Source organism: Acinetobacter sp. IK31, from assembly GCF_035615195.1.
Taxonomy (GTDB): Bacteria; Pseudomonadota; Gammaproteobacteria; order Pseudomonadales; family Moraxellaceae; genus Acinetobacter; species Acinetobacter calcoaceticus_C.
In genome coordinates this window covers 1-23,381 of sequence record NZ_JANBOB010000012.1, presented here as the reverse complement: position 1 = coordinate 23,381, position 23,381 = coordinate 1, and the positions used below count along the sequence as shown (strand labels likewise).

Sequence of the window (23,381 nt, the reverse complement as noted above, 5' to 3'; positions counted from 1 at the left end):
TTACTCAATTAACCCATCTTCCCTATTTTGAATGTAAAGAAATTTTACTCATGACTGATTTACATCGCTTATCAATTCGTGAACTTGCTGAGGGCTTAAGCCAAGCGAAGTTTTCATCTCGCGAACTGACTGAACACTATTTAAAACGTATTGCTAAAATCGACTCACAAGTTAAAAGCTATGTGACGGTTACACCTGAACAAGCGCTTGCAGAAGCAGACGCTGCCGATGCTGCATTAAAAGCGGGTAATACAACTGCTCTAACGGGTATTCCTCTGGCACATAAAGATATTTTTTGTACCAAAGGCATTAAAACAACTGCTGGTTCAAAAATATTAGACAACTTCATCTCTCCTTACGATGCAACGGTTGTTGAAAAAACGAAAGCTGCTGGTCTTATCACTTTAGGTAAAGTGAACATGGACGAGTTTGCAATGGGTTCAACTTCGGAAAGCTCATATGTAGGTGCAACAAGCAACCCATGGGCACTTGATCATGTTCCGGGTGGTTCATCTGGTGGTTCAGCAGCGGCTGTAGCGGCTGATTTAGCACCATTTGCAACGGGTACTGACACAGGTGGTTCAATTCGCCAACCAGCCTCTTTCTGTGGTTTAACGGGCTTAAAACCAACCTATGGCCGTGTATCTCGTTTCGGGATCATTGCCTATGCATCATCTTTAGACCAAGCAGGTCCAATGGCACGTTCTGCTGAAGATTGTGCTTTCCTGATGAATGTAATGGCAGGTCACGATGCAAAAGACTCAACTTCTGTTAAAAAAGAAGTTGATGACTACGTTGCAAACTTAAATGGCACATCTGTAAAAGGTTTACGTATTGGTATTCCTAAACAGTATTTCAACGTGGCTGGTTTAGATGCTGACGTAAAAGCTCGTGTTGAAGAGTCTTTGAAAAAGCTTGAAGAAATGGGTGCAACGCTTGTTGAGATTGACCTCAACATGACTGAAGCCTATGTACCAACGTATTACCTCATCGCGCCAGCAGAAGCATCTTCTAACTTGTCTCGTTACGATGGTGTTCGCTACGGCTATCGCTGTGAAAACCCAGCTGACTTGATGGATCTTTACAAGCGTTCACGTTCAGAAGGTTTTGGTCCAGAAGTTCAACGCCGCATCTTAATTGGTACCTATGCCCTCTCTGCGGGTTATTACGATGCTTACTATGTGAAAGCGCAAAAAGTACGTCGTTTAATTCAACAAGACTTCTTAAAAGCATTTGAAAATGTAGACGTGATTGCTGCTCCTTCTGCCCCAACCACTGCTTATAAAATTGGTGCAAACTTAAGTCCAACTGAAATGTATTTAGGCGATATCTATACACTTGCAGTGAACTTAGCAGGCTTACCAGCAATTAATGCTCCTGTTGGTTTTGACAAAGACAGCTTGCCTGTCGGCTTACAATTGATTGGCAACTACTGGTCAGAATCACAATTGTTGTCCATTGTTCATCAATACCAACAAAATACTGACTGGCATACCAAACGTGCGGCAATTGCTGAGGAGAATGCATAATGGCTGAAGCTCAAAAGTTGAAATTGATTGACGGTTGGGAAGTCGTTATTGGTATCGAAATCCACACTCAGCTTGCAACCAACTCTAAAATTTTCTCTGGTTCATCGACTGAATTTGGTCAAGACCCAAACACTCAAGCGAGCCTTGTAGACTTGGCAATGCCAGGTGTTTTACCTGTTCTCAATCAAAAAGTGGTTGATCTTGCGATTCGCTTTGGTTTGGGTATTGATGCATACATCGACCAAGCATCTGTGTTCGCACGTAAAAACTATTTCTACCCTGACTCGCCAAAAGGCTACCAAATTAGCCAGATGGATAACCCGATTGTTGGCTTAGGCCATGTTGATATCCAACTTGAAGATGGCACAATTAAACGTATTGGCGTAACACGTGCTCACCTCGAAGAAGATGCGGGTAAATCTATTCATGACCAATTTGAAGGCATGTCTGGCATTGACTTAAACCGTGCTGGTACACCATTGCTTGAAATCGTGTCTGAACCAGATATGCGTTCGGTTGAAGAAGCTGTGGCTTACATCAAATCAATTCACACACTTGTGCGTTGGTTAGGTATTTCTGACGGTAACATGGCTGAAGGTTCATTCCGTGCAGACTGTAACGTGTCTTTACGTCGTCCGGGACAGCCATTTGGTACACGCTGTGAGTTGAAAAACCTCAACTCATTCCGTTTCATCGAGCAAGCGATCAATGTTGAAATTGAACGCCAAATGGAAATTTTGGAATACGGCGGAAGCATCGACCAAGAAACACGTTTATTCGATCCAAATAAAATGGAAACGCGTTCAATGCGTTCTAAAGAAGAAGCGAATGATTACCGCTACTTCCCAGATCCAGACTTGTTACCAGTGATTATTGCAGATGAGCAAATTGAAGCTGCTCGTGCTACGCTTCCAGAGCTACCTGCTGCACGCCGTGCACGCTTTATCGCAGACTTTGGTGTAACTGAGTACGATGCACATGTACTTACGCTCTCACGCGAAATGGCGGACTTTTTCGAGGCTGTTGTGGCTGCTGCGGGCGGTGCCGCACAAGGTAAAGTATCTGCAAACTGGGTAATGGGTGAATTCTCAGGTGCTTTAAACAAAGCAAACCTAGACTTAGCAGACTCACCTGTTTCTGCTGAACAGCTTGGTGGCATGATTGCACGTATTGTTGATAACACCATCAGCGGTAAGATTGCAAAACAAGTCTTTGGTTTTATGTGGGAATCGGAAGGTAAATCTGCCGATGACATTATTGCGGAAAAAGGCTTAAAGCAAGAAACCGACACTGGTGCGATTGAAGCAATCATTAAAGAAGTACTTGCAGCCAATGAAAAAATGGTTGAAGAATACAAGTCTGGTAAGGAAAAAGCCTTTAATGGTCTTGTCGGTCAAGTCATGAAAGCTTCTAAGGGGAAAGCCAACCCTGCGCAAGTAAATGAATTAATGAAAAAATTGATTGGTTAAGCTAATCCAATGTTTAGAAAAACCCGCTTTAGAGCGGGTTTTTTATCTGTTTTATAAACTTAATGAACCCACAATAAATTTTTAAACTAAAACCATCCCTAATAGGTTAACCATGAAAATTAGATTACTTATTACGACTTCTTTATTGTTAATAAACTCGACACTTTTCGCTCAATCTATTCAAATTCCAAAAAGTGAAGTGGCATCTATTTTTAAAGCTACAGATTTCAAAAAAACAAAACATGGCTGGAAAGGCAACTGTGATACTGGTGAAATTATTATTTATCAAGATTTAAATGGTGATGGCCGTAAAGATGCCATTATTCAAGATAGTAGCAGCATGTGCTATGGCAATACTGGCGTTGGCTACCATATTATTTCACAGCAAAAAGACGGTAAATGGAAACAACTATTTAGTGACTCTGGCATACCTACCTTTTTGAAAACTAAAGGCAAAGATGGTTGGCTTGATATTGAAAATGGCGGTCCAGGCTTCTGTTTTGCTATTTATCGATGGAATGGTAAGGAATACATCGTCAACCGTTATGAATATCAAAGTAAAGCTTGCCAGTTATAAGAAAAGACCTAATGAGCTTTAAAAATCCTCAATTTATCGGGGCTTTTTTTATATCACCTATGAATTAACCTTCGACTAAAGAATGGGCTTTTTCCTAAAAAACTACACAGTGACTGTGCTAATTTAAATTAAGAATTTAGATAACTTATATTTTAAAAAGAGGGATAAATCATGTCTAAAAAGATTTTAATATTGGTCGGTGACTATGCCGAAGACTATGAAACTATGGTTCCATTTCAGTTCTTAACTGGCTTAGGTTATACCGTGCATGCAATTTGCCCAAATAAAAAAAACGGCGACCATATTGCGACTGCTATTCATGACTTTGAAGGTGACCAAACCTATAGCGAAAAACGCGGTCACAATTTTGCCATTAACTATGATTTTGATGTTGTTAATACTAAAGACTATGTAGGTTTAGTCATTCCGGGTGGTCGTGCACCAGAATATTTACGCATGAATGAACGTGTTATCGAAATTGTGCGTGAGTTTGATCGAGTGAAAAAACCAATTGCAGCTGTATGCCATGGCGCTCAGTTACTTGCTGCGGCAGACGTACTAAAAGACCGCTTGTGTTCGGCTTATCCAGCATGTGCTGCCGAAGTAAAATTAGCAGGTGGACAATACGCAGATATTGCTGTGACCGAAGCTGTTACGGATGGACATTTAGTGACTGCACCAGCTTGGCCTGCACATCCAGCTTGGTTAGCGCAGTTTGTAAAAGTTTTAGGGGCGACGATTAGTATTTAAGTAGACCTTGCCATTAAAGCCATTAAAAATAAACCAGCTATTAGTTAGAAAGTAATTTCGTCTAATAGCTGGTTACATACATTTATTTGAGAAGCAGAAAACTAGATTTTTATCTTGTGATCCCTAACTTATTCCAAATTTCTGGTGTTAAAAACGTTGTTACTAATTTATTTAAGTCGATATAGCGCAATGTGCCCTGCAACTGCTGTTTAACCGCTGGGTCTTTCACAATATCTTCGCCAGCACTTTGACCTAACTGCTGGAAAGCTTCGCCGACTGCCTTAACACCTTCCGCTTGAATCACAGCTTTAGTTTGGGTAGAACATTGCTCCACAATCACACGTTGTAAAACCTGTGCCAGTTTTTGGTCTAACTGATCTTTTTGCTCAGGTGTTACATTACTAAATGCTTTTAAATCAGGATGAGCAGCTAAAGCCGTAAATGTCCATTGAAGTACAGTGGTCTTGTCTGAAGTGGTTGTGGCCTTAACTAAACAGTCACTCAACTGATCGACTGTTGGACCAGCCATCGTGATTTGAGTTGTACCCAATACAGCAATTGCCATACAAACTGAACGGCTCAAATGCGAAAAGTTACGGCGGGCAATCGCATAAACATGACGTGACATAGGTCTAGCTCCAATAAACAATCTGTTCTTTGTATCACAGAGCGAGTGGAGTTACCTGTTATGACTCTGTAAATCGTGAAACTGCACACAATTCAAACTTTGATTAAAATAAAAATCAGTAAATGATGTGATTCTTTAAATCACTTAACCAAACCAAATGATTACCCCATTCCAGCATAATTCCATGTTTCAGGAATGCTCGGTTGTTCTGGTGCTTTATTTAAGTCAATATTTAAGTTTCGACTATCCTTATATGATTTCTCACCCGAATCTGAGGCGGGTGATACGCCTAAACTATAACGATAGCGAAATTGCCACAATAACGGTTTGAGGGGACGAATATCCAGACTTAAAGAATCCTCATCATGACAATTTCCTTTTGAACTTTCATAGTCTTGCTCAGAAAAACAAGCTCTGATCATCCGACTAAAACCAAATGGATAGTTCGCAATAAACTGGTGTGTCTTTCCAGAATCTGTTAACTCATAAAAACTCGCACGCTCAATATTTGCACCGCCTCCTGAATACATTTCAGAAAATGAGTCGATTACAGCAATGGCATAACGGTTTTGGGCCATAGGAAAAAGCTTGGGAAAAATAAATTGCCCAACAGATGTGCCCTCCTTTTGATTAGAAAGATCTACATGCCACTGTCTCAATACTTTGAGCCCCGCCGCAGAGTGATTAAATTGAATAATATCGCCACCAGACAGAAGCCATAATTTCTGATCTACTGTTTTTAAAATCCGCCATTGATCAGGATGCTCACAAATATTTTTAACTTGTATACAAACTTGGTCCTGCTCATTTTGGCTTAACTGTGTTTTTTTAAACTCTAAAATATCCAAAGGTGCAGCAAAAGCAGGACTGGCAAAACAAGCAAACATTCCAGCTACAACCAAGAAAGCTATCTCTTTTTTCCTTTTAATCATTTATTCTTTTCCTAAAGATATTTTTAGTCGACCACCAAGCTATTTGACAATAGACTCAATTTTATCAAGCTCCCATACGCCCCCTGCTGCCAAACCTTTGCACATACCTGTCCACATATCTTTCGTATGTACAAACTTTTGTCCATCCCACACCCATTCTTCACTTGCCCAGCAATCTCCAATGCCTCTTCCCTTTTGAGCGCTACTAATAATTCCACTGTCAAAATCAGAAGCGGTCTCGGTCACAAATGTTGCTTTACCAATCAAAGACTCATCAAGCACCCAAGCACCATTCCCTTCGTTATAGGCACCTCTCCAACATAGAGTAGTTGCTAAAACTCTCTTATTGGTAAGTTTATAAAGTTCTATTTTCTGCGGCTCAGATCCATCACTACCACCATAGATTCCCTCGCAAAAACCTTGTTCTTTAGGGTTCGCTTGAGCTGCCATCAAGCTACGGTGTATTGCTTGATATTGTTTACTGTTTGGCTGTAACGTTAGATAAGGTTTAGCTGTAGTTTTAATATGTTTAACAATAAGCTTCGGTTGCGGCATAAGGACTTTAGCTTCATTGGTATTTCCCTTTTTAACCAAAGCACCGACCGTTCCTATACGCTTTTGGAAATCATCCATTTTTAATAAAACAGCAGTCATTCCTGCATCAGAAATTTTCCATTGATGCTGTGCATTTTTAAATACAATTTCAGTTTTTTGTTTAGACTGTTGGAGTAAAGCGTTGACTTGCGAATTGTTCAATTTACCCATTAATGGCAGCTCAACACCATCTACAGTAACGGTGCCTAAATCTTTGCCATTCACATAAAAGTGGATATTTTTAAGCTGACTTGCAGGCAAGCTTTGCTCATAGTCTGATAAAGCAAATTCAGCCTGTACTGGTTGCTTTGGGCCCGCTTGACGCACCAATAGCAGCGATGCTGGATTATCACCATTTTCTTCATTTTGATAACCTGCCGTCTTACAAGTTCCTGTGTTGCTACAAGAAATTTCCCATTCTTGGTGTGAAAATGAAATGCCTTTTATGTCTTGAGCAAAACTATAAGAACTCATCACTGCTAAACAGCAGATTGAAAGCATTTTTTTCATTTTGTCATGTCTCTACAGGTCTGTTTTATTATTAAATTAAAACAGTATAAAATTTTGGGTTACCTTCTAGTTTAAAAGAATATGCTAGGTTGATATAAAATTTAAATGATTACTTTTTAAAAATGAAAAAACTATATTTTTTACTATGTATCGCATTAGTGAGTACAGCTTCAATTACACATGCCGAAGTAAAAAGCTTTACACCCCATTTCCCAAAGTTTTATAGCTCTGCCGCAACCCGCAAAGCAGATAATCAGTTCTACAAGCTTGGAGAGGCAAAATTTTTAAATGGTATTACAGTTCCATTTTATGGCGTTACGGCACTGAACCCTACTGATGATGGTTTGCTTAAAGATTTTGAAAAATGCACACTAAAAAGCTGCCATTTTAATTTTAAACTCGATGCTCAACATGCCAAGCAGCTTAAGCTTCTTGCATTGCCTGAAATAGGGTTAGTGCTTGTGCCTAGAAATTGGCAAGACGTGCAAGCAAATGCGGGTGCCAATGGTAGTGGTTTTGCCTTAACAATGAGCTCAGACCAAAAACAGGCCATAGAACTTTACGATTCTTCTTTTTGTGTCGGCTGTGGACTACCAAACGCAACGCTCTATTTTTCAGAGCTTTTAAAAGAAAGCCTTGAAAATGAGTTTGGTGGTTATAAAGACTCTAAAAAACTGATCAATATTGTTCATCCATCTAAGAAAATAGCTTTTTTTAGTTATCAAATTCCCCAACTTAATAATAAAACACATGGCATTGCGAAATATTACGACGAAGACACGTTTAACTATAAAGAGATTCAAGTGACTTTAGATAAATCGCAACAACCATTAGTAGGCCCTATTCTCAATTTTTATAATGCAACTCATTAAACCAAAACTCATAAAAAAACCCGCTTTCGCGGGCTTTCTTTTATTTGTGTAGTATCGATTCAAAGGCTTTTAAACGCTTATAAATCGAAAGTAATTCAATAATTGTTTTCCATGAACTAATTAAATATTGGAAAGATTCACGTACACGTCCAAACACATTCGCAATTTGTTGAATTAAACCTAATGTAAGTTTACCAGCAGCAATTGATGGGAAAAGAACAACTAAGTTATATAAAATATCAAGTTGACCGTACCAAATCGCTGTCATATTAAAATAGGCATAATGGAAATAGAGACGGAAGTAGTTTTTCCGTACATTACTAAATAATTCACGCAAGGTAGCAGGTTTTGCGCGGTCTGCATGGTCTTCGCCATAGACCAATTCCTTACGATATGCAGCCTCTACTTTTTGATTGTTAAATTGCAAGCCTGGTAACTTTACACCTACGACCATTAACAGAACAGTTCCGAAAATTGACCAGACTATTGCCGCCCATACTAAAGAATGATCTAACTCTCCAATAATAGGTAATGTAGGAACGTATTTAGATAAATGAAATAAAATAGGTAAAAACGCAATCAATGTAATGATTGCTTTCACCAGCTCAACACCTAAATCTTCCAAAATAGTTGCAAAACGCATTGTATCTTCTTGCACACGTTGTGAGGCACCTTCTACATGACGCAGCTTTTCCCAATGTTCTGTGTAGTATTCATTCATTGCCGTACGCCAACGAAATACATAATGACTGGTAAAAAAAGCATTAATCACGGCTAGAGTTACAGCCACCATTGCAATATAAAGAAACACTAAGGTCTCGCTATAAAGTGCCGAAACATTTCCCCCACCACTCGAAAGCATTTTTTGAATTAAATCCCAAAATGGTACATACCATGCATTAATCGCAACACTGACCTGAACGCTGAACCAGATATTAAATAAAATAAATGCAGAGCCCCATATAGACCAACGCTGCCATGGATTATTAGAAATTATCTTCCAAAAACCAGCAAAAAGAGCAGTAGAGACTAAAAACCAGAGATAGAACCATAAAAATGCAGGTGACCAAAATCGACTTACACCAATAGGTAACTCAGCCTCTGCATAACCATGAGGAAAGCCTAAATACTCCCCCCAATGATCCCCACCTGTATACCAGAGCACCATATTTAGCGCGAGCCAAACGACCACTGATATAAAAAAATATCGTGGTGATGGAAAAAATGATTTGAACATTAAGCGTGGATATCCTTATATTTCTTCAAATTTACAATGAGAAGAATACTAAAACCTAAACCTTAAAATTGTGAAGTGCAAAGTTTAGAGAATTGTCAGTTTTTCTCGTTTCATTGAAGGATTTGATCGTTTTTTTGTAAATTCATCCCTTTTGAGCAATTTAATCCATTTAAATTGCCTTGTATATGACCCTCAATAGAGCCATATACAGCTTTTATAACACAGCAATACAGAGATTAAATCTCTTCTTTACGAACAATATAACCTTCCAACTGCATTGCCTGAATGAGCAAATCTAGGTCTGAGGCACTTTTAAGCTCAACGTCAACACTTACTGCACTTTCCTTAGCACGGCTTGTAGCCGCGAATCTCTCATGGCGGAGTTCATAAATATTACCGCCTTGCTCAGCAATAATTGCGGTTAAACGAGCTAAAGCCCCCGGATTATCTGGTAATTCAACACGGATACGGACCATACGACCTGTACGCGTTAAGTGACGTTGCAATACAGAGACCATAACGCGTGTATCAATATTGCCACCAGACAGCACCACACCCAATTTATGACCTAAAAATAGATCTGGACGAGACATAATCGCAGCAATACCTGTTGCACCTGCCCCTTCACATACTGTTTTTTCAATATTGAGTAAGAGCGCAATTGCCTCTTCAATCATGTCTTCGGTGACAACCACGATATCGTCGACATATTCTTTAGCAACTTGGGTCGTAAGCTCACCTGGAGTTTTAACTGCAATACCTTCAGCAACTGTTGAACCCATCGAAACAGCAAGTTGATAGTTACAAAGCAACTTAGCCATACTTGGGTAAACGACTGACTGCACACCAATAATTTTAATTTTCGGATTTATGGCTTTGGCAGCAATCGCAATACCTGAAATTAAACCACCACCACCAATTGGCACCACTAAAATGTCTAGATCGGGCACAGCTGCAAGCATTTCGAGTGCAATGGTTCCTTGACCTGCAATGATTTCTGCATCATCAAACGGGTGGATAATTGTTAAAGACTCTTCTTGAGCAATGCGATGCATTTCAGCAGCAGCTTCAGAAAAATCTTGCCCATGTAAAATTACCCGTGCTCCATATTCACGCACTCGCTGCACTTTTACATTAGGCGTAGACTTCGGCATCACAATGGTCGCTGTTACACCTGTGCGCTGAGCATGATAGGCTACACCTTGCGCATGATTACCTGCCGAAGCTGCAATAACGCCATTTTGCTTTTCTTGGTCAGATAAACACAGCAGTTTATTTAGAGCACCCCGTTCTTTAAACGAAGCTGTAAATTGTAAGTTTTCAAATTTCAGCCACATCTCAGCCCCTAAGGTTTTAGAAATGGTTTCTGAGAAAACAAAAGGAGTTTTTACGACTAAACCTTCCAAACGCTCTGCGGCAGCATGAACATCATCTAATGTTGGAAACTCATTTTTAACCTGTTGCTGTATCATCTATCTAGTCAGCCTCAATACATTACAAATCAATTGTTTTTTAAAAATGACTTCAATATTTCATATTGGTCATCAGAGTTTTCAGCATATCCAACATGTACTTAATATACAAAAATTTTTATTCCAAAAATTAAGGATTTAAACTCACATAAAAAAAGCCCTACTTAGGCTTTTTATTTAATTTTCAAAAGATTAACGTTAAATTATTGAGTTTGCGCACTTAAGCCATCTGTAGACATATTCTGTTCAGCTATTTTTTCATCAATAGCAAATTGAATATCGGAAAGTTTAGCGTTAGCTGCATCTATGCCCGATTTCATGGTGGCTTCACGGCCTTTCACATCAAAAATATGCGCTTTTTCTCTTAAATCTGGCTGAATAACAACATCTGCATATTGTAATTCTTCTGCCGCTAGGCGACCTTGCATAATATTAATATTCTGGTTAAACAAACCCCAGACATTCGATGTTTCTGTATAAATAGGCTGAGCTAAAATATCAACCGCAATAATCACATCAGCGCCTAAATCTCGTGCGACTTCAACGGGTACTGGACTGACTAAGCCGCCATCTACATATTCAGATTTGCCAATTTTAGTGGGTACAAACATGCTAGGAATTGAAGCAGATGCCCTAACCGCTTGTCCCGTATTCCCATAGTTAAATACGGTTTTAGTGCCATGCTTTAATTCTGTTGCAACCACATACATTGGAATTTTCATTTTTTCGAGTGGCATGTTGTTAACTTGCTGGTTAACGTAGTTTTCTACTTTTTTACCATCAAAAAAACCTTTTAGCCCGATACTAATATCACGCACATCGCCAGCTTTCATTTTTAATGCGGTATCACGTAATTGAGCAGGACTTTTACCGCTTGCATAAAGTGCTCCAACAATACTACCGGCACTGGTACCTACAATAAAATCTGGCCGAATACCATGTTGTTCTAAAACCTCAATAACACCGATATGGGCATAACCTCGTGCTCCACCGCTACCCAATACGAGCGCAACAACTGGACGTTTTTGCTGTTTTTTAATTCGCGCAAATGGCTGATCAACAGAGCGAGCATAAGCCTCCGCTGTTGGTGATTTTAGAGCAGCAGATAAGTGTGTAGTGGTCTGGCACCCTGCCAACACAATAGAGAGTCCGAGAACCCACAATTTAAGCTGTTTCATGGCCTATCTTCGCACTATGAGGTTTAAGTTCGGATTGCAATTTTAGTTGTTAGTCTCGTGAAAAGCTGTATCGAATTTATTTAATTTGTCATGTTTAAAATTTAGACTCAAGTATTTTATCTATACCCTTATGAAAAAGGCCCCTTATTTATAAGAGGCCTTTTTTAAACTTACCAGATATCTGAATCAACTTTTTTCTTCAATTCCGGATACTTATCAATTTTAAACTCAGGCTCTTTAATGCCTTTTTTCAATTGTTCACGGTAATCTTTCAACAATGTGCGTGCCATCGGCGTTAATAGTACGATTGCAATCAAGTTAATGGTTGCCATGATACCCATAAACAAGTCAGCCATAGACCAAACGAGCGGAACACTACCAATTGCACCAAAGTACACCATCACCAATACAAAAATACGGAAGATGAACATTACTTTCGGATTGTTATTAATAAACTGTACATTACCTTCTGCATAGGCATAGTTACCTAGTACAGCTGAATAACAGAATAAGAATAATAGAACTGCAAGGAAGTCTGAGCCCCAATGTCCAACTTGAGTTTCTAAGGCACGTTGTGTTAATTCAACACCGACAAAAGCTGTATCTTGATAAACACCAGAAACCAAAATGATGATTGCAGTACTTGTACATACAATGAAAGTATCTACAAATACACCGAGCATTTGTACCAAACCTTGGTTTACAGGATGTTTTACATCAGATGCAGCAGCAGCGTTTGGTGCAGAACCCATACCAGCTTCGTTAGAGAATAAACCACGCTTAATCCCTTGCATCATTGCCATTGATACTGCCGCACCAAAGAAACCACCTGCTGCAGAATTAAAATTGAAAGCTTCGGTCACAATCAGCTTTAAAATATCAGGCAAAATTGCATAGTTACTGATTGCAATATATAGAGCAACAGCTAGGTAAAGACCTGCTTTTAAAGGTACAAACATCTCTGCAAATTTAGCGATACGTTTAATACCACCAAAAATTGCTAATGCCACTAAAACGACAAGAGCAAGGCCAACCCATGAAATTTCTAGATCAACGCCACCTAAATGAGCAATAAGATTAGCTTTGTCCCAACCCCAAGCATGTGAAGATGCATTAGCAATCGCATTGATTTGAACTGAGTTGAATACGAAACCATAGGTAAAGATCAATGCAAGTGCGAAGACCACACCAAAGGTTTTACTGCGTAAACCTTGAGTAATATAGTAGGCTGGTCCACCGCGGAACTGTTTAGTCTTACTATCTCTAACTTTAAATAGTTGAGCAAGTGTAGACTCAATAAAAGCAGAACTCATACCAAGAACAGCAGTAACCCACATCCAGAACACTGCACCAGGACCACCAATTGCGATGGCAATTGCTACACCAGCAATATTACCAACCCCAACACGGCTCGCAAGGCCTGTTACAAACGCCTGAAAAGGTGTAAGACCATGCTCATCTGCTCCTTCTGTACGACTGCTTTTCATAACACGGATACTTTGCAAGAACATGCGAATTTGCACTGCACCTGTTAAGACCGTATAAAAAATACCTACAGCCAGCAAGAAAATAACCAAAAAGTCCCATAAAGGGTCATTAAAAAATTTTACCCACGACATCAGTGTGGCATTGAGTTGTTCATTCATACTCGGTCCGCTTACGTTCCTTGCTAATGTGCTAAGAGCACATGCCAAAATACTGCAATAAACAAAAAAGCCCCAAAAAACCGGGACTTTTCAGTAAATTCAAGAAAAAACTTTTAATGTCAATTGAATAGCAATTATCGTCACAAGTTTAAGCAACATCATGCCCAACACTAAGCCTTTGAAGGTTGCATGAGAGAAAGCGACCTTCAGATAAAATAATATCATTGCACGACTGAACTTTTCCGCTTTCGGAAAAACAGCATGCATCGACTCAGCTGTAAACTTGGAAACTAACAAATGACCACCGCTAAATAAACTCGTCTAATGATTCCCATCAATTAAGCGAGTTATACAAAATCTGGATTTAAGCCAATAAGCATATTTACATATACTTTTGAGCAAATGTCTAAACTGGATATAAATTTCAAAGACTGTAACAAGCGATCGCCATAACGCGACTATCTGCGCCCTGATCTTCATGATCAAAGAAGAGTGCGTTGAGACCTGTACTAAGCTGTTGTATTTTTTGTGACTCAGTAGCTGCGTGAGTTACGTTCATTTTCATGGTTGCAATGGTAATCGCCAATCCTTGTTTCATGAACTGCTTGTTGATGAGTGGTAGACTCATGTAAAGCTCCTATACCTCGTGTATTTCTCCATTTCTGCACCTAGATCCTTTTTGTAAAGGGATTTTGTTTGCAGCCAATATTTCCTAACGTGAGTATGGAGAAATCATACCTGCGTAAAAAAGTCGGTATTATGCAGAAATTTAACGTTTTGTGTATATTTTTCATTAAAGTTTTATATAAAAAACGGTCATATTTTATATAAAACTATCCGTTTTGTACTGTTTTTAAACATATTATACCTTTTTTTCAATTGAATATTTTTCACCCACTCATTGTTATGCTTTTATTTTTATAACCGACAAAATCACTCTATTTTGTCTATTTAAATCTAAAGTGGCATATTTGAATTATAATTAATCAGACAATATGTCTAAACTAATTAAATTATCATACCTGTAAGGATATCTCTTTTCTAATATTTTTTGCTTATAAATGAAGTACTTTCAAAACATGAAATTAAGCTTCAAAAAGTATGAAATATTTAAGGAAAAGATATAGGAGTACTCATGAATCTGGAACAAGTTCGTCTCGTTGATGAAGCTATCACTTCTCGACATTCTGTCCGCGCTTTTTTAAATACTCCAATTGAGCCAGAAGTCATTAAAAATATATTACAAGTCGCAAGTCGAGCACCTTCTGGAACAAATACTCAACCATGGAAAGTCTATGCAGTAACAGGCAACAAGCGTAATCAAATGGTTGAACGTGTCTGTGCAGCACAAATTGAAATTTCAAAAAATCCAGAACTTGCAGAACAATATAAAGAAACTTTTGCCTATTACCCTGAAAAATGGGTATCCCCTTTTATTGACCGCCGACGCGAAAATGGTTGGGGGCTCTATGGTCTACTCGACATTAAAAAAGGTGAAAAAGAAAAAATGGCTGAACAGCAGTTACGTAATTTTAAACTGTTTGATGCACCAGTCGGCCTTTTCTTTACAGTAAATAAAACGATGGGAATCGGGTCTAAAATGGATATCGCAATGATGATCCAAAACGTGATGGTTGCTGCCAAGGCGCGCGGTTTAGATACATGCCCACAAGCAGCCTGGAACCATTTCCACCCTATTGTTTTAGATGTGTTGGGTGCATCAAATGATGAAGAGCTAGTTTGTGCAATTGCGTTAGGTCATGCTGATCCCAACCACATTGTAAATACCTTCATTACTCCTAGAGAACCTGTTGAAAATTTTGCAGTTTTTCTAGACGAATAAGATCTAAGTCGCCATTCTTTTTAAACTATGAGAATGGCTTGGCTTTTACTTGCTGCGCCGCTTTTAACACGACAACAAATCCACTCAGCGTAAATAACACCATCATCACACCCATATTGAGCGATGCAGACCAAATCAGGAAGTTAAGCAGTACGCCACCCAAGAGGCCACAAGCGAATTGCATACTTCCCATAATTGCACTGGCTGTTCCTGCACGGGCACCTTGTTTAGACATTGCGAGCGCCATTGCATTTGGTCCTGTTAAACCAATGCCTGAAATAGCTAAAAACAACCCTAACATCACAAGCCATAAAGGTGCCGCAGGAATTAAACCCGCAATAAATACGATAATGGCGCCAGTCACTTGCACGAGTGAACCTGCCTTTAACCGTTTAGTGATTTCAACACGTGATGTTAAATGCTTATTTAAAGATGACATCAACATAATGCCAAAAGCATTTAATCCAAAGGCATAAGCAAACTCTTGCTGATTCAGTCCATATTGATCCATAAAAACTGCTGGTGCTGAGCTGATATAACAAAATAGCGCCGCCCCTGTTAAACAGCCTGCAAACATAGGTAAACGGAAACTCGCATCTTTGAAAATAGCCCCATAGAGGGTAACGACTTGATATGGTGACAGCTTGAGTCTTTTATCGATTGCCAAAGTTTCTTTAAAAAAGAAATGTACGCATAGCCAGCATATTGCTCCCACGATTGAAAGCGCAATAAAAATCGCTTGCCACGGAAACCAAATTAAAATCCATGCTCCAATCATCGGCGCCAAAATAGGTGCTAACCCCATGACAATCATCATGCTTGAAAAAGCTTGTGCCGAGCCTTGAACATCTAATCTATCGCGTATTGCTGCACGGGCCATAACCACACCAACACAGCCACCTAAAGCTTGCAAAATACGAGCAGCAATCAAGCCCCATTCATTTGTGGCCAATACACAAAATAAGCTTGCGACTGCATAAAGTGCGAGACCAAAATAAAGTGGTTTTTTTCTACCAATCCGGTCGCTTAGAGGACCATAAATCAATTGCCCAACAGCTAAACCAAAAAAGTAAGCTGGTAGTGTATTTGCCACCATTTGCGTACTTACCCCAAAGTCATCGGCCATTTGTGGCAAAGCAGGTAAGTACATATCGATGGATAATGGCCCTAAAGCCGTAAGCAAAGCGAGCAACATAATCCAGCCAATAGAATATTGACGCTGGGCTGTTTGTTCAGACATAACGATATTTCATTTTTCAATCATTTGCATACAGACAAGCTTACACTGTCTATCGTATGATTTGTGCAACATTGGTGTAGAAATACACAAATCCTTATCACTCAGGTTGATCAGCAAGGACTTCCTTTGAAATCTTGGTTTAAACGCCTAAAAAGAGCGACTTATAACACAACATTTATGTATAACGTGCGAATGCTGATAGCCTTTTCAGGAACTGCTTTCGTGCCTTATTTTTTAGGCTATCAATTAGCAACAATTCCACTTACTTTAGGTGTAGTCGCAGCAGGTTTAAGCGATATTGATGATCGCTTTTCAGTACGAATCATGAACCTGATTTACACCTATATTGGGTTCTTTGTTACCGCAGCTTCCGTACAACTACTTTTCCCCTACCCAATGGCTTTTGCTTTGGGGTTAATTGCTTCATGTATTGGCTGGATTTTATTAGGTTCGCTGGGACGTCGTTACGCAACCATCTCTTATGGATGTTTGGTTGTTTCAGTCTATACCATGTTAGGTGTTCACCTCTTCGACCACTGGTATATCCAACCTGCCCTTTTAGTTGCAGGTGCTGCATGGTATGGCCTCATTGCAACCATTAGCTTTTTACTCTTTCCTGTTCGTCAACTGCAAGACAAACTGGCTGCCTCTTATGCATCGCTAGGTGATTTTCTATTTGCAAAATCAAATTTGTTTGATGTAGATATGACTGCTGCCAGCTATCAGCAAAGTATGATCGAACTGTCATTAGAAAACGGTAAGTTAATTACGATTTTTAATGACTTAAAAACAGCTTTATTAACTCGTTTAAAAGGCGACCGTGGGCAAAAAGATACACGCCGAAGCTTACATTATTATTTTGTCGCTCAAGACATTCATGAACGTGCAGACTCCGCTCATATCGACTATCAAAAATTAGCTAAAATTTTTCAGCACAGTGATATTTTATTTAGATTCCAACGAATTTTGGCGATCCAAGGCAAAGCTTGCCAAGAGTTAAATGAATGTATCTTGCAACGTAAACCTTATAACCATAATAAAAGGTTTAAACAAAGCTTTGAAAACCTACGCCTCTCATTAGAAAAGTTACGTCGTGATCAGCATTACGACATTTTATGGGTAAATGCGCTTTTCGCTTTATACCAAAATTTAAAATCTATCGACTCCCAGTTACTCAACTTAGAAACAGAACAACACATCCAATCTGATAAAGTGAAACAAGCCGAAAACCAGCTTAAAGATGATGATCTACAAGGATGGAATGATATTGTCATTCGGATAAAACAAAATTTAACTCCTGAATCTGTGCTGTTCCGCCACGCGATTCGTGTATCGATTGTTTTATTTATTGGATATGTGCTCATCCAAATGACCAATATTGAATATGGCTACTGGATTATGCTTACAGCTCTATTTGTAAGCCAACCTAATTTTAACGCGACCAAGCGCCGCTTACGTCTACGAATTGTTGGAACATTAGTGGGTATTGTTGTTGGGCTTGCGATTATCTTTTTAATTCCTTCAACCGAAGGACAACTATTCATGTTGATAGTAAGTGGAGTCCTGTTTTTTGAATTACGCAGTAAACAATATGCGCAGGCAACGGCCTTCATCACAATTTTGGCATTAATTAACTTTAATCTAGATGGTTCAGCGATGGCTGCGGCAATTCCAAGATTTATAGATACTTTAATAGGATGTGCTTTAGCTTGGTTTGGCGTGACATTTATTTGGCCTGACTGGAAATTCCGACGCTTGCCTCGCAACATCAGGCGCTCCCTACAAGCTCAATGCAATTATTTAGCTGAAGTCGTCAGACAATATCATGAAGGCCGTAATCATGCGCTAAATTACCGGATTGTACGTCGAGCTGCACATAATACAGATGCTGAAGTTGCTTCACTTATTTCTACTTTAGCAACTGAACCAGACTTTGACCCGACTCGTAAATCCGATATTTTTGAATTCTTATGTTTAAACCATACTTTTTTAAGTTATATCGCAGCACTTGGGGCACACCGAGAAAGCCTCCAAGATCAAGCTGTTCTTAAATTATTAGACCAAGCCTTAGATGATATTCAAGGGGCTCTATTAAGAGATGAAATGCCTGATCTTACAGCACAAAATATGCTCCAAACGATACGTCAACGTCTAAGCCAAAATGATGAAAACGACCAAAAATCACTCATTATTTTACAACAACTATCGCTCATGCTTGGTGTGTTGAACCGATTTAGTATGCTAAAACAGCGTCTAAGTCATGATCTTGATAATGATGCCAGTGAGCTTGCATCATTATAAATTTGAGTCGGAATTTAGTATCAAATTGGCATAATATCCTTTCCTGACTTATGCCAATTAGTGCTAAACTTAAAACAGTTTACAATTTGTTATTTGCACTATGACCGCGAAAACTTTATACGCTTATACGCTTCAGCCTGTTCCCTATGACGTGTCAGAAGCTGAGCAACGTAATGCACAGCTTCTTATCTGGCGCAGTACTAATAAAATCAGCACAAAAATTTGGGCGATTATGGGTGTAGTTTTAGCCCTCGCTATTTTGGGTCTTGTTTTTATCAAGAACTACTCTACTATTTTTTGCTGGGTTGCTATTGTCTCTGTAGTACTTTACTACCTAGGTCGTAAATACGGATTAGAATGGTACGTTAAACGCAAAATGAATGAATTTCCGGTGCAGGAAATCAAAGGTATTCGTTTGGGCGTGCAACCTCATGGTATTGTGATGCGCCAAAAAATGGGCCAACAAGAAGGCGTTGGTACAATTGGATGGAAAAATATCTACGAATGGTACAATGCACCTGATTTCATCTTGGTAAATTTCAAAGTAAAAGATCCAAAAGGCCAAGAACAACAAGGTGCTTATATTTTACCTAAGCGCATGGATTCTAAAAATTTCTCGTTTAATACGATTCGCACGCATTTAAAAGAAGCTGTAGGCGAACCGAAAACCCTGTAAGTTTTGATTTCATAAAAAAGCCTCCTTATGGAGGTTTTTTATTGCGGTAAAAACAAATGATAATGAAAATTAATATTATCTCCAAAATCCATATTATCTACTCAATCTTCGGCTATACTTCATTACAAGATCTCCATCATATTTACATTTTCGACCATGTTTAAAAAAATTTTATTTCAAATTCATTGGTTTCTGGGTATTACTGCTGGCCTAATCTTATCCATTATGGGTGTAACAGGTGCAATTTATTCTTATGACCAACAAATTTTAAAATGGGTGAATTCTGATAGTTATGTTGTTCAAGCTGAAAACACACCAAAATTAACCCCTGCTCAGCTATATCAATATTTCAATACAACTCAGCCTGAAATTAAAATTAATAGCATTACGATTGCCAAGGACCCAACTGCTTCTTCTACTGTCAACATTGAAAAAGAAGGAGAACGCCGAGGCTACAATATGATGGTGAATCCTTATAACGCTCAGGTTCTGCCCGATATTAAAGGTCGACAACTGTTGTTACTCATACAAAAAATTCACCGTAATTTAACTGCAGGCGAAGTTGGCAAGCAAATTACTGGTGCTTGTGCCTTAATGCTCATTTATTTTGTCTTGAGCGGATTATATTTACGCTGGCCTAAAAAGCATTCTGCCCGTCAATGGCTCGCAGTTAAACCAAAACTGAAAGGCCGAAATTTTATTTGGGATTTACATGCTGTTGTTGGAACATGGGTAATCATTTTTTATCTTCTTTTTGCATGTACAGGTCTATATTGGTCTTATGACTGGTGGCGTAATGGCATGTTCAAAGTGATGGGCGTTGAACAACCTAAACCTCAAAGTCATGGCGCTCCCCCTCAAAATCGAGGAATGCAACAAAACAAACGAGCTGACCGTAATACTGATACAAAATCAGGACCTCAATTAGATAATACTCAGCTCATTACAGCACTTAATCAAACATGGAGTGGATTCAATAGTCAGATCGGACGTGACTATTCGACGCTAACATTGAGCCTACCTAAAAAAGATGATGGAAAAATTGAATTAAGCTTTCTCGATGCTAAACCATCACATGAACGTGCACGCAACCAAGCAATCTATAACTATAAAAATGGCAATATCGAAAAGATTGAACTTTATGAAGATAAAAAGCTTAACCAAAAGATCATGAGTAGCATGTTACCCGTGCATCGAGGTAGTTTCTTTGGACCAATTTATCAATTTGTTGCAATGCTTGCTTCATTGGCAATGCCTTTATTCTTTATTACAGGGTTGATGCTTTATCTTAAACGCCGCAAACAGAAAAAATTAACACAGGCTGCTCGTCAGACTTTAGCAGGACAATACATTGATCCAAATGCAAAGCCTTGGCTTATTACCTACGCAACTCAAACTGGTGTAGCTGAACAACTCGCTTGGAGTACAGCAACAAGTTTACAAGAAGCTCATCAACCAGTTCTGGTTAAACCTGTACAGCAGCTAACACAATCTGATTTAGAGCAGCATGAGCAGGTTCTATTTGTGATCAGTACTTACGGTACTGGTGATGCTCCAGACCTCGCTACAAGCTTTGCTAAAAAGCTTTTAAAAGTGAATCTAGACCTTAAGCACATGAACTATGCTGTTTTGGCACTAGGTTCTAAAGAATATCCTGATACTTATTGTAGTTTTGGTCATGCAGTAGATGCTTGGCTTAAAACTAATGGTGCTCATGCCCTCTTTGATACAGTTGAAGTTGATAATGCACACCTATCGGATATTCAAAACTGGAATCAAGCACTCGCGAAAGCAACTAAATTAGATTTACACGCTGTAAATTTAGAAAAAGTTTTTGATACCTGGATATTACAACAACGCAACTTACTCAATCCGAATAGCTTAGGTCAACCTGCTTATAATATTGAGCTTAATGCAAAGCACGAAGCGATATGGCAAGCGGGCGATATTGCTGAAATTCAACCCGGTAATAGCCCTGAACGTATTCACGATTTTTTGCAGAAGCATCATATTCTTAAAAACTCAAAAGTTGACTCATTAGAGATTTCAATTGAGAAAGCACTTTGGAATAAAGATTTAACTGGTGAAATTGAACCATTTGCTAATCTAGATCATTTATTGGAACAGCTCCCTACGCTACCAACACGCGAATATTCAATTGCCAGCATCCCTTCCCAGCAAGTGCTTCGTTTAGTTGTTCGTCAACAATATGATGAGTCTGGAAATTTAGGGTTAGGTTCTGGGTGGCTGACTCAACATACGCAAATTAATGATGAGATTGCTTTGCGCATTCGTACCAATGAATCATTCCATCTTATTGATGACAACCGCCCTATTATTTGTATTGGTAACGGTACTGGTATTGCAGGTTTAATGAGCCTATTACATACACGTACTCGTCATGACTACACCGAGAACTGGTTAATCTTTGGAGAACGTCAAAAAGCATGTGATTTCTTCTATGCATCAACTATTGAAGCATGGCAAACAACAGGAATGTTAAAACGTCTAGATTTAGCATTCTCCAGAGATCAAGAACAACGCGTGTATGTTCAAGATATAATCCGTCAGAATGCAGCAGAATTAGTAAACTGGATACAACGCGGCGCTGTTCTCTATGTCTGCGGAAGTATTGATGGCATGGCAAGCGGAGTCGATCAAGCACTTGTTGAAATTCTAGGTGATGAACAGCTAGATGAATTAAGACAACAAGGTCATTATCGCCGTGATGTTTATTAAAGCTCAATAAATTAAAAAAACCGAGTAATAGCGCAAATGCTTTACTCGGTTTTTTATTGCATTCAGAATGATTTTGCATACACTGTCTGCAATTTAAATTGCAACTGTAAACACAATGCAAGTCAGTAAGTGGATCCGTATTTTCCTAGCAATCATTGGTACGATTTTATTTCTGGATGGATTAATTTTAATTTGTCTCAATAAAATTAATGTCGGCACAATTATCCCTTTAATTTTAGGTGCTTTCTTCTGCCTCTATTCTTTATTTTATTATCATTTAGAGCGTTTTTTCTTCTATCATTACCGCTTACACACACTTTGGCGTTTCGGCTGGTTATGCCTCTGGATATGGCTAATTAGCTTAGGCTATTTTTTTGATTTTATTAAAAAGAATAAAGAAACAAGTCAAAACCTCCCTCCAGTAAAGGCAATCATTGTATTGGGTAGTGGCGTTGAAAATGGTCAACCATCCAAAACTCTTGCAAAACGTTTAGATACAGCTGCCCCTATTGCTCTAAAACAGCTCCAAGCAAAAGTTGTTGTAACGGGAGGCCTTGATTTTTCAGAAAAGGAAAGCGAAGCATTAGTGATGTCGCGTTATCTAGAACAACATTATCATTTAGCAAAAGAACGAATGATACTTGAAGATAAAAGTACAAGTACTGAACTTAATCTAATGAATAGTAAACCACTATTAGCACAGCACCACATTACCCTCGACCAACCGATAGCTATTGTGACAAGTGATTTTCACACTCCACGAGCAGCAGCTATTGCTAAAAAACAAGGTTATACGCAAGTTTATACAGTGGCGGCAGAAACACCATTAGCTACTCGCTACAATTCTTGGTTACGAGAATACTTTGCTTTTGCAAGTGGATGGTTTTTAAAAGAATATTAAGACTGACCTATTTCAAAACTGCTATTAAAAAATAGCAGTTTTTTTATCTAACAAATATTCGCTCTTGCTACAAATGTATTTAATAAAGATTATAAATAATGAGCACAAATATAGACTTTTAGGTGCAAGCGAGTAAGGTGAGTTTATAAGAATAAAGCACTTATTAGGTTTAAATGAACTAAAGCTTTTAATAATTTTTTTGAAAAATATTTTTAATTTATAATTCAGACCATAATACTTAAAACAGTCAAATAATTCGTTTAGCTATTAAATAATTCAAATTACAG

General features: G+C 38.7%; 20 protein-coding genes. 10 read left to right on the top strand and 10 right to left on the bottom strand.

Annotation, left to right across the window (positions count from 1 at the left end; translation table 11 throughout):
* The first annotated feature begins 50 nt into the window (after positions 1 to 50).
* From gatA to MSG66_RS07360, 4 genes are all read left to right on the top strand, one after another.
* Entirely contained in the window at positions 51 to 1,529 is a 1,479-nt protein-coding gene (gene gatA, locus MSG66_RS07375) for an Asp-tRNA(Asn)/Glu-tRNA(Gln) amidotransferase subunit GatA (protein ID WP_324653315.1), read from the top strand.
* Entirely contained in the window at positions 1,529 to 2,998 is a 1,470-nt protein-coding gene (gatB, locus tag MSG66_RS07370) for an Asp-tRNA(Asn)/Glu-tRNA(Gln) amidotransferase subunit GatB (RefSeq protein WP_324653313.1), read from the top strand. The genes gatA and gatB overlap by 1 nt, the downstream gene beginning before the upstream one ends.
* Before the next feature lie 112 nt (positions 2,999 to 3,110).
* Positions 3,111 to 3,575: a hypothetical protein gene (locus tag MSG66_RS07365; RefSeq protein ID WP_324653311.1), complete on the top strand. Its 465-nt coding sequence runs from the start codon at positions 3,111 to 3,113 to the stop codon at positions 3,573 to 3,575.
* A gap of 171 nt (positions 3,576 to 3,746) precedes the next feature.
* Positions 3,747 to 4,325 (top strand): DJ-1/PfpI family protein, encoded by a 579-nt coding sequence (locus MSG66_RS07360; RefSeq protein WP_324653309.1) that lies wholly within the window; start codon positions 3,747 to 3,749, stop codon positions 4,323 to 4,325.
* A gap of 109 nt (positions 4,326 to 4,434) precedes the next feature.
* Here the strand turns inward: MSG66_RS07360 and MSG66_RS07355 are convergent, their stop codons facing one another.
* The 3 genes from MSG66_RS07355 to MSG66_RS07345 all read right to left on the bottom strand — a co-directional run bounded on the left by MSG66_RS07355 (position 4,435) and on the right by MSG66_RS07345 (position 6,989).
* The gene (locus tag MSG66_RS07355; protein ID WP_324653307.1) at positions 4,435 to 4,953 is read right to left on the bottom strand and encodes a hypothetical protein; all 519 of its coding nucleotides are present in this window, start codon (positions 4,951 to 4,953) and stop codon (positions 4,435 to 4,437) included.
* A 161-nt stretch (positions 4,954 to 5,114) separates the two neighbouring features.
* Complete coding sequence (locus MSG66_RS07350; RefSeq protein ID WP_324653304.1) at positions 5,115 to 5,885, bottom strand: hypothetical protein; 771 nt, start codon at positions 5,883 to 5,885, stop codon at positions 5,115 to 5,117.
* Between the two features lie 39 nt (positions 5,886 to 5,924).
* The gene (locus MSG66_RS07345) at positions 5,925 to 6,989 is read right to left on the bottom strand and encodes a DUF1176 domain-containing protein (RefSeq protein WP_324653302.1); all 1,065 of its coding nucleotides are present in this window, start codon (positions 6,987 to 6,989) and stop codon (positions 5,925 to 5,927) included.
* 122 nt (positions 6,990 to 7,111) lie between these two features.
* On the opposite strand from MSG66_RS07345, the gene MSG66_RS07340 reads away from it, so the two are divergent.
* The gene (locus MSG66_RS07340) at positions 7,112 to 7,861 is read left to right on the top strand and encodes a DUF4850 domain-containing protein (protein WP_324653300.1); all 750 of its coding nucleotides are present in this window, start codon (positions 7,112 to 7,114) and stop codon (positions 7,859 to 7,861) included.
* 40 nt (positions 7,862 to 7,901) lie between these two features.
* On the opposite strand, the gene sbmA is transcribed toward MSG66_RS07340, so the two are convergent.
* From sbmA to MSG66_RS07310, 6 genes are all read right to left on the bottom strand, one after another.
* Positions 7,902 to 9,098 carry a peptide antibiotic transporter SbmA gene (gene sbmA, locus MSG66_RS07335; protein WP_324653298.1) on the bottom strand — a complete coding sequence of 399 codons (1,197 nt, stop codon included), beginning with the start codon at positions 9,096 to 9,098 and terminating at the stop codon, positions 7,902 to 7,904.
* 236 nt (positions 9,099 to 9,334) lie between these two features.
* Positions 9,335 to 10,570, bottom strand: a complete 1,236-nt coding sequence (locus tag MSG66_RS07330; protein ID WP_262474077.1) for a threonine ammonia-lyase — start codon at positions 10,568 to 10,570, stop codon at positions 9,335 to 9,337.
* A gap of 203 nt (positions 10,571 to 10,773) precedes the next feature.
* Positions 10,774 to 11,748, bottom strand: a complete 975-nt coding sequence (locus MSG66_RS07325) for a patatin-like phospholipase family protein (protein WP_042897707.1) — start codon at positions 11,746 to 11,748, stop codon at positions 10,774 to 10,776.
* 170 nt (positions 11,749 to 11,918) lie between these two features.
* Positions 11,919 to 13,394 carry an alanine/glycine:cation symporter family protein gene (locus tag MSG66_RS07320; protein ID WP_133971942.1) on the bottom strand — a complete coding sequence of 492 codons (1,476 nt, stop codon included), beginning with the start codon at positions 13,392 to 13,394 and terminating at the stop codon, positions 11,919 to 11,921.
* Between the two features lie 99 nt (positions 13,395 to 13,493).
* Positions 13,494 to 13,661 carry a hypothetical protein gene (locus MSG66_RS07315; protein ID WP_133971940.1) on the bottom strand — a complete coding sequence of 56 codons (168 nt, stop codon included), beginning with the start codon at positions 13,659 to 13,661 and terminating at the stop codon, positions 13,494 to 13,496.
* A gap of 157 nt (positions 13,662 to 13,818) precedes the next feature.
* Positions 13,819 to 14,022, bottom strand: a complete 204-nt coding sequence (locus MSG66_RS07310; RefSeq protein WP_202743440.1) for a hypothetical protein — start codon at positions 14,020 to 14,022, stop codon at positions 13,819 to 13,821.
* 507 nt (positions 14,023 to 14,529) lie between these two features.
* Between MSG66_RS07310 and MSG66_RS07305 the strand changes: the two genes are divergently transcribed.
* Positions 14,530 to 15,237, top strand: coding sequence for a nitroreductase (locus tag MSG66_RS07305; protein WP_133971936.1), 708 nt, complete (start codon positions 14,530 to 14,532; stop codon positions 15,235 to 15,237).
* Between the two features lie 25 nt (positions 15,238 to 15,262).
* Here MSG66_RS07305 and MSG66_RS07300 read toward each other — a convergent pair whose 3' ends face one another.
* Positions 15,263 to 16,477 (bottom strand): multidrug effflux MFS transporter, encoded by a 1,215-nt coding sequence (locus MSG66_RS07300; protein ID WP_324653292.1) that lies wholly within the window; start codon positions 16,475 to 16,477, stop codon positions 15,263 to 15,265.
* Positions 16,478 to 16,603: 126 nt separating this feature from the next.
* On the opposite strand from MSG66_RS07300, the gene yccS reads away from it, so the two are divergent.
* The 4 genes from yccS to MSG66_RS07280 all read left to right on the top strand — a co-directional run bounded on the left by yccS (position 16,604) and on the right by MSG66_RS07280 (position 23,094).
* Entirely contained in the window at positions 16,604 to 18,778 is a 2,175-nt protein-coding gene (gene yccS / locus MSG66_RS07295) for a YccS family putative transporter (RefSeq protein WP_324653290.1), read from the top strand.
* 100 nt (positions 18,779 to 18,878) lie between these two features.
* Positions 18,879 to 19,454, top strand: a complete 576-nt coding sequence (locus MSG66_RS07290) for an SdpI family protein (RefSeq protein WP_042897716.1) — start codon at positions 18,879 to 18,881, stop codon at positions 19,452 to 19,454.
* Positions 19,455 to 19,610: 156 nt separating this feature from the next.
* Complete coding sequence (locus MSG66_RS07285) at positions 19,611 to 22,193, top strand: sulfite reductase flavoprotein subunit alpha (RefSeq protein WP_324653287.1); 2,583 nt, start codon at positions 19,611 to 19,613, stop codon at positions 22,191 to 22,193.
* Positions 22,194 to 22,308: 115 nt separating this feature from the next.
* Positions 22,309 to 23,094, top strand: coding sequence for a YdcF family protein (locus MSG66_RS07280; RefSeq protein ID WP_324653285.1), 786 nt, complete (start codon positions 22,309 to 22,311; stop codon positions 23,092 to 23,094).
* Positions 23,095 to 23,381 lie beyond the last annotated feature (287 nt).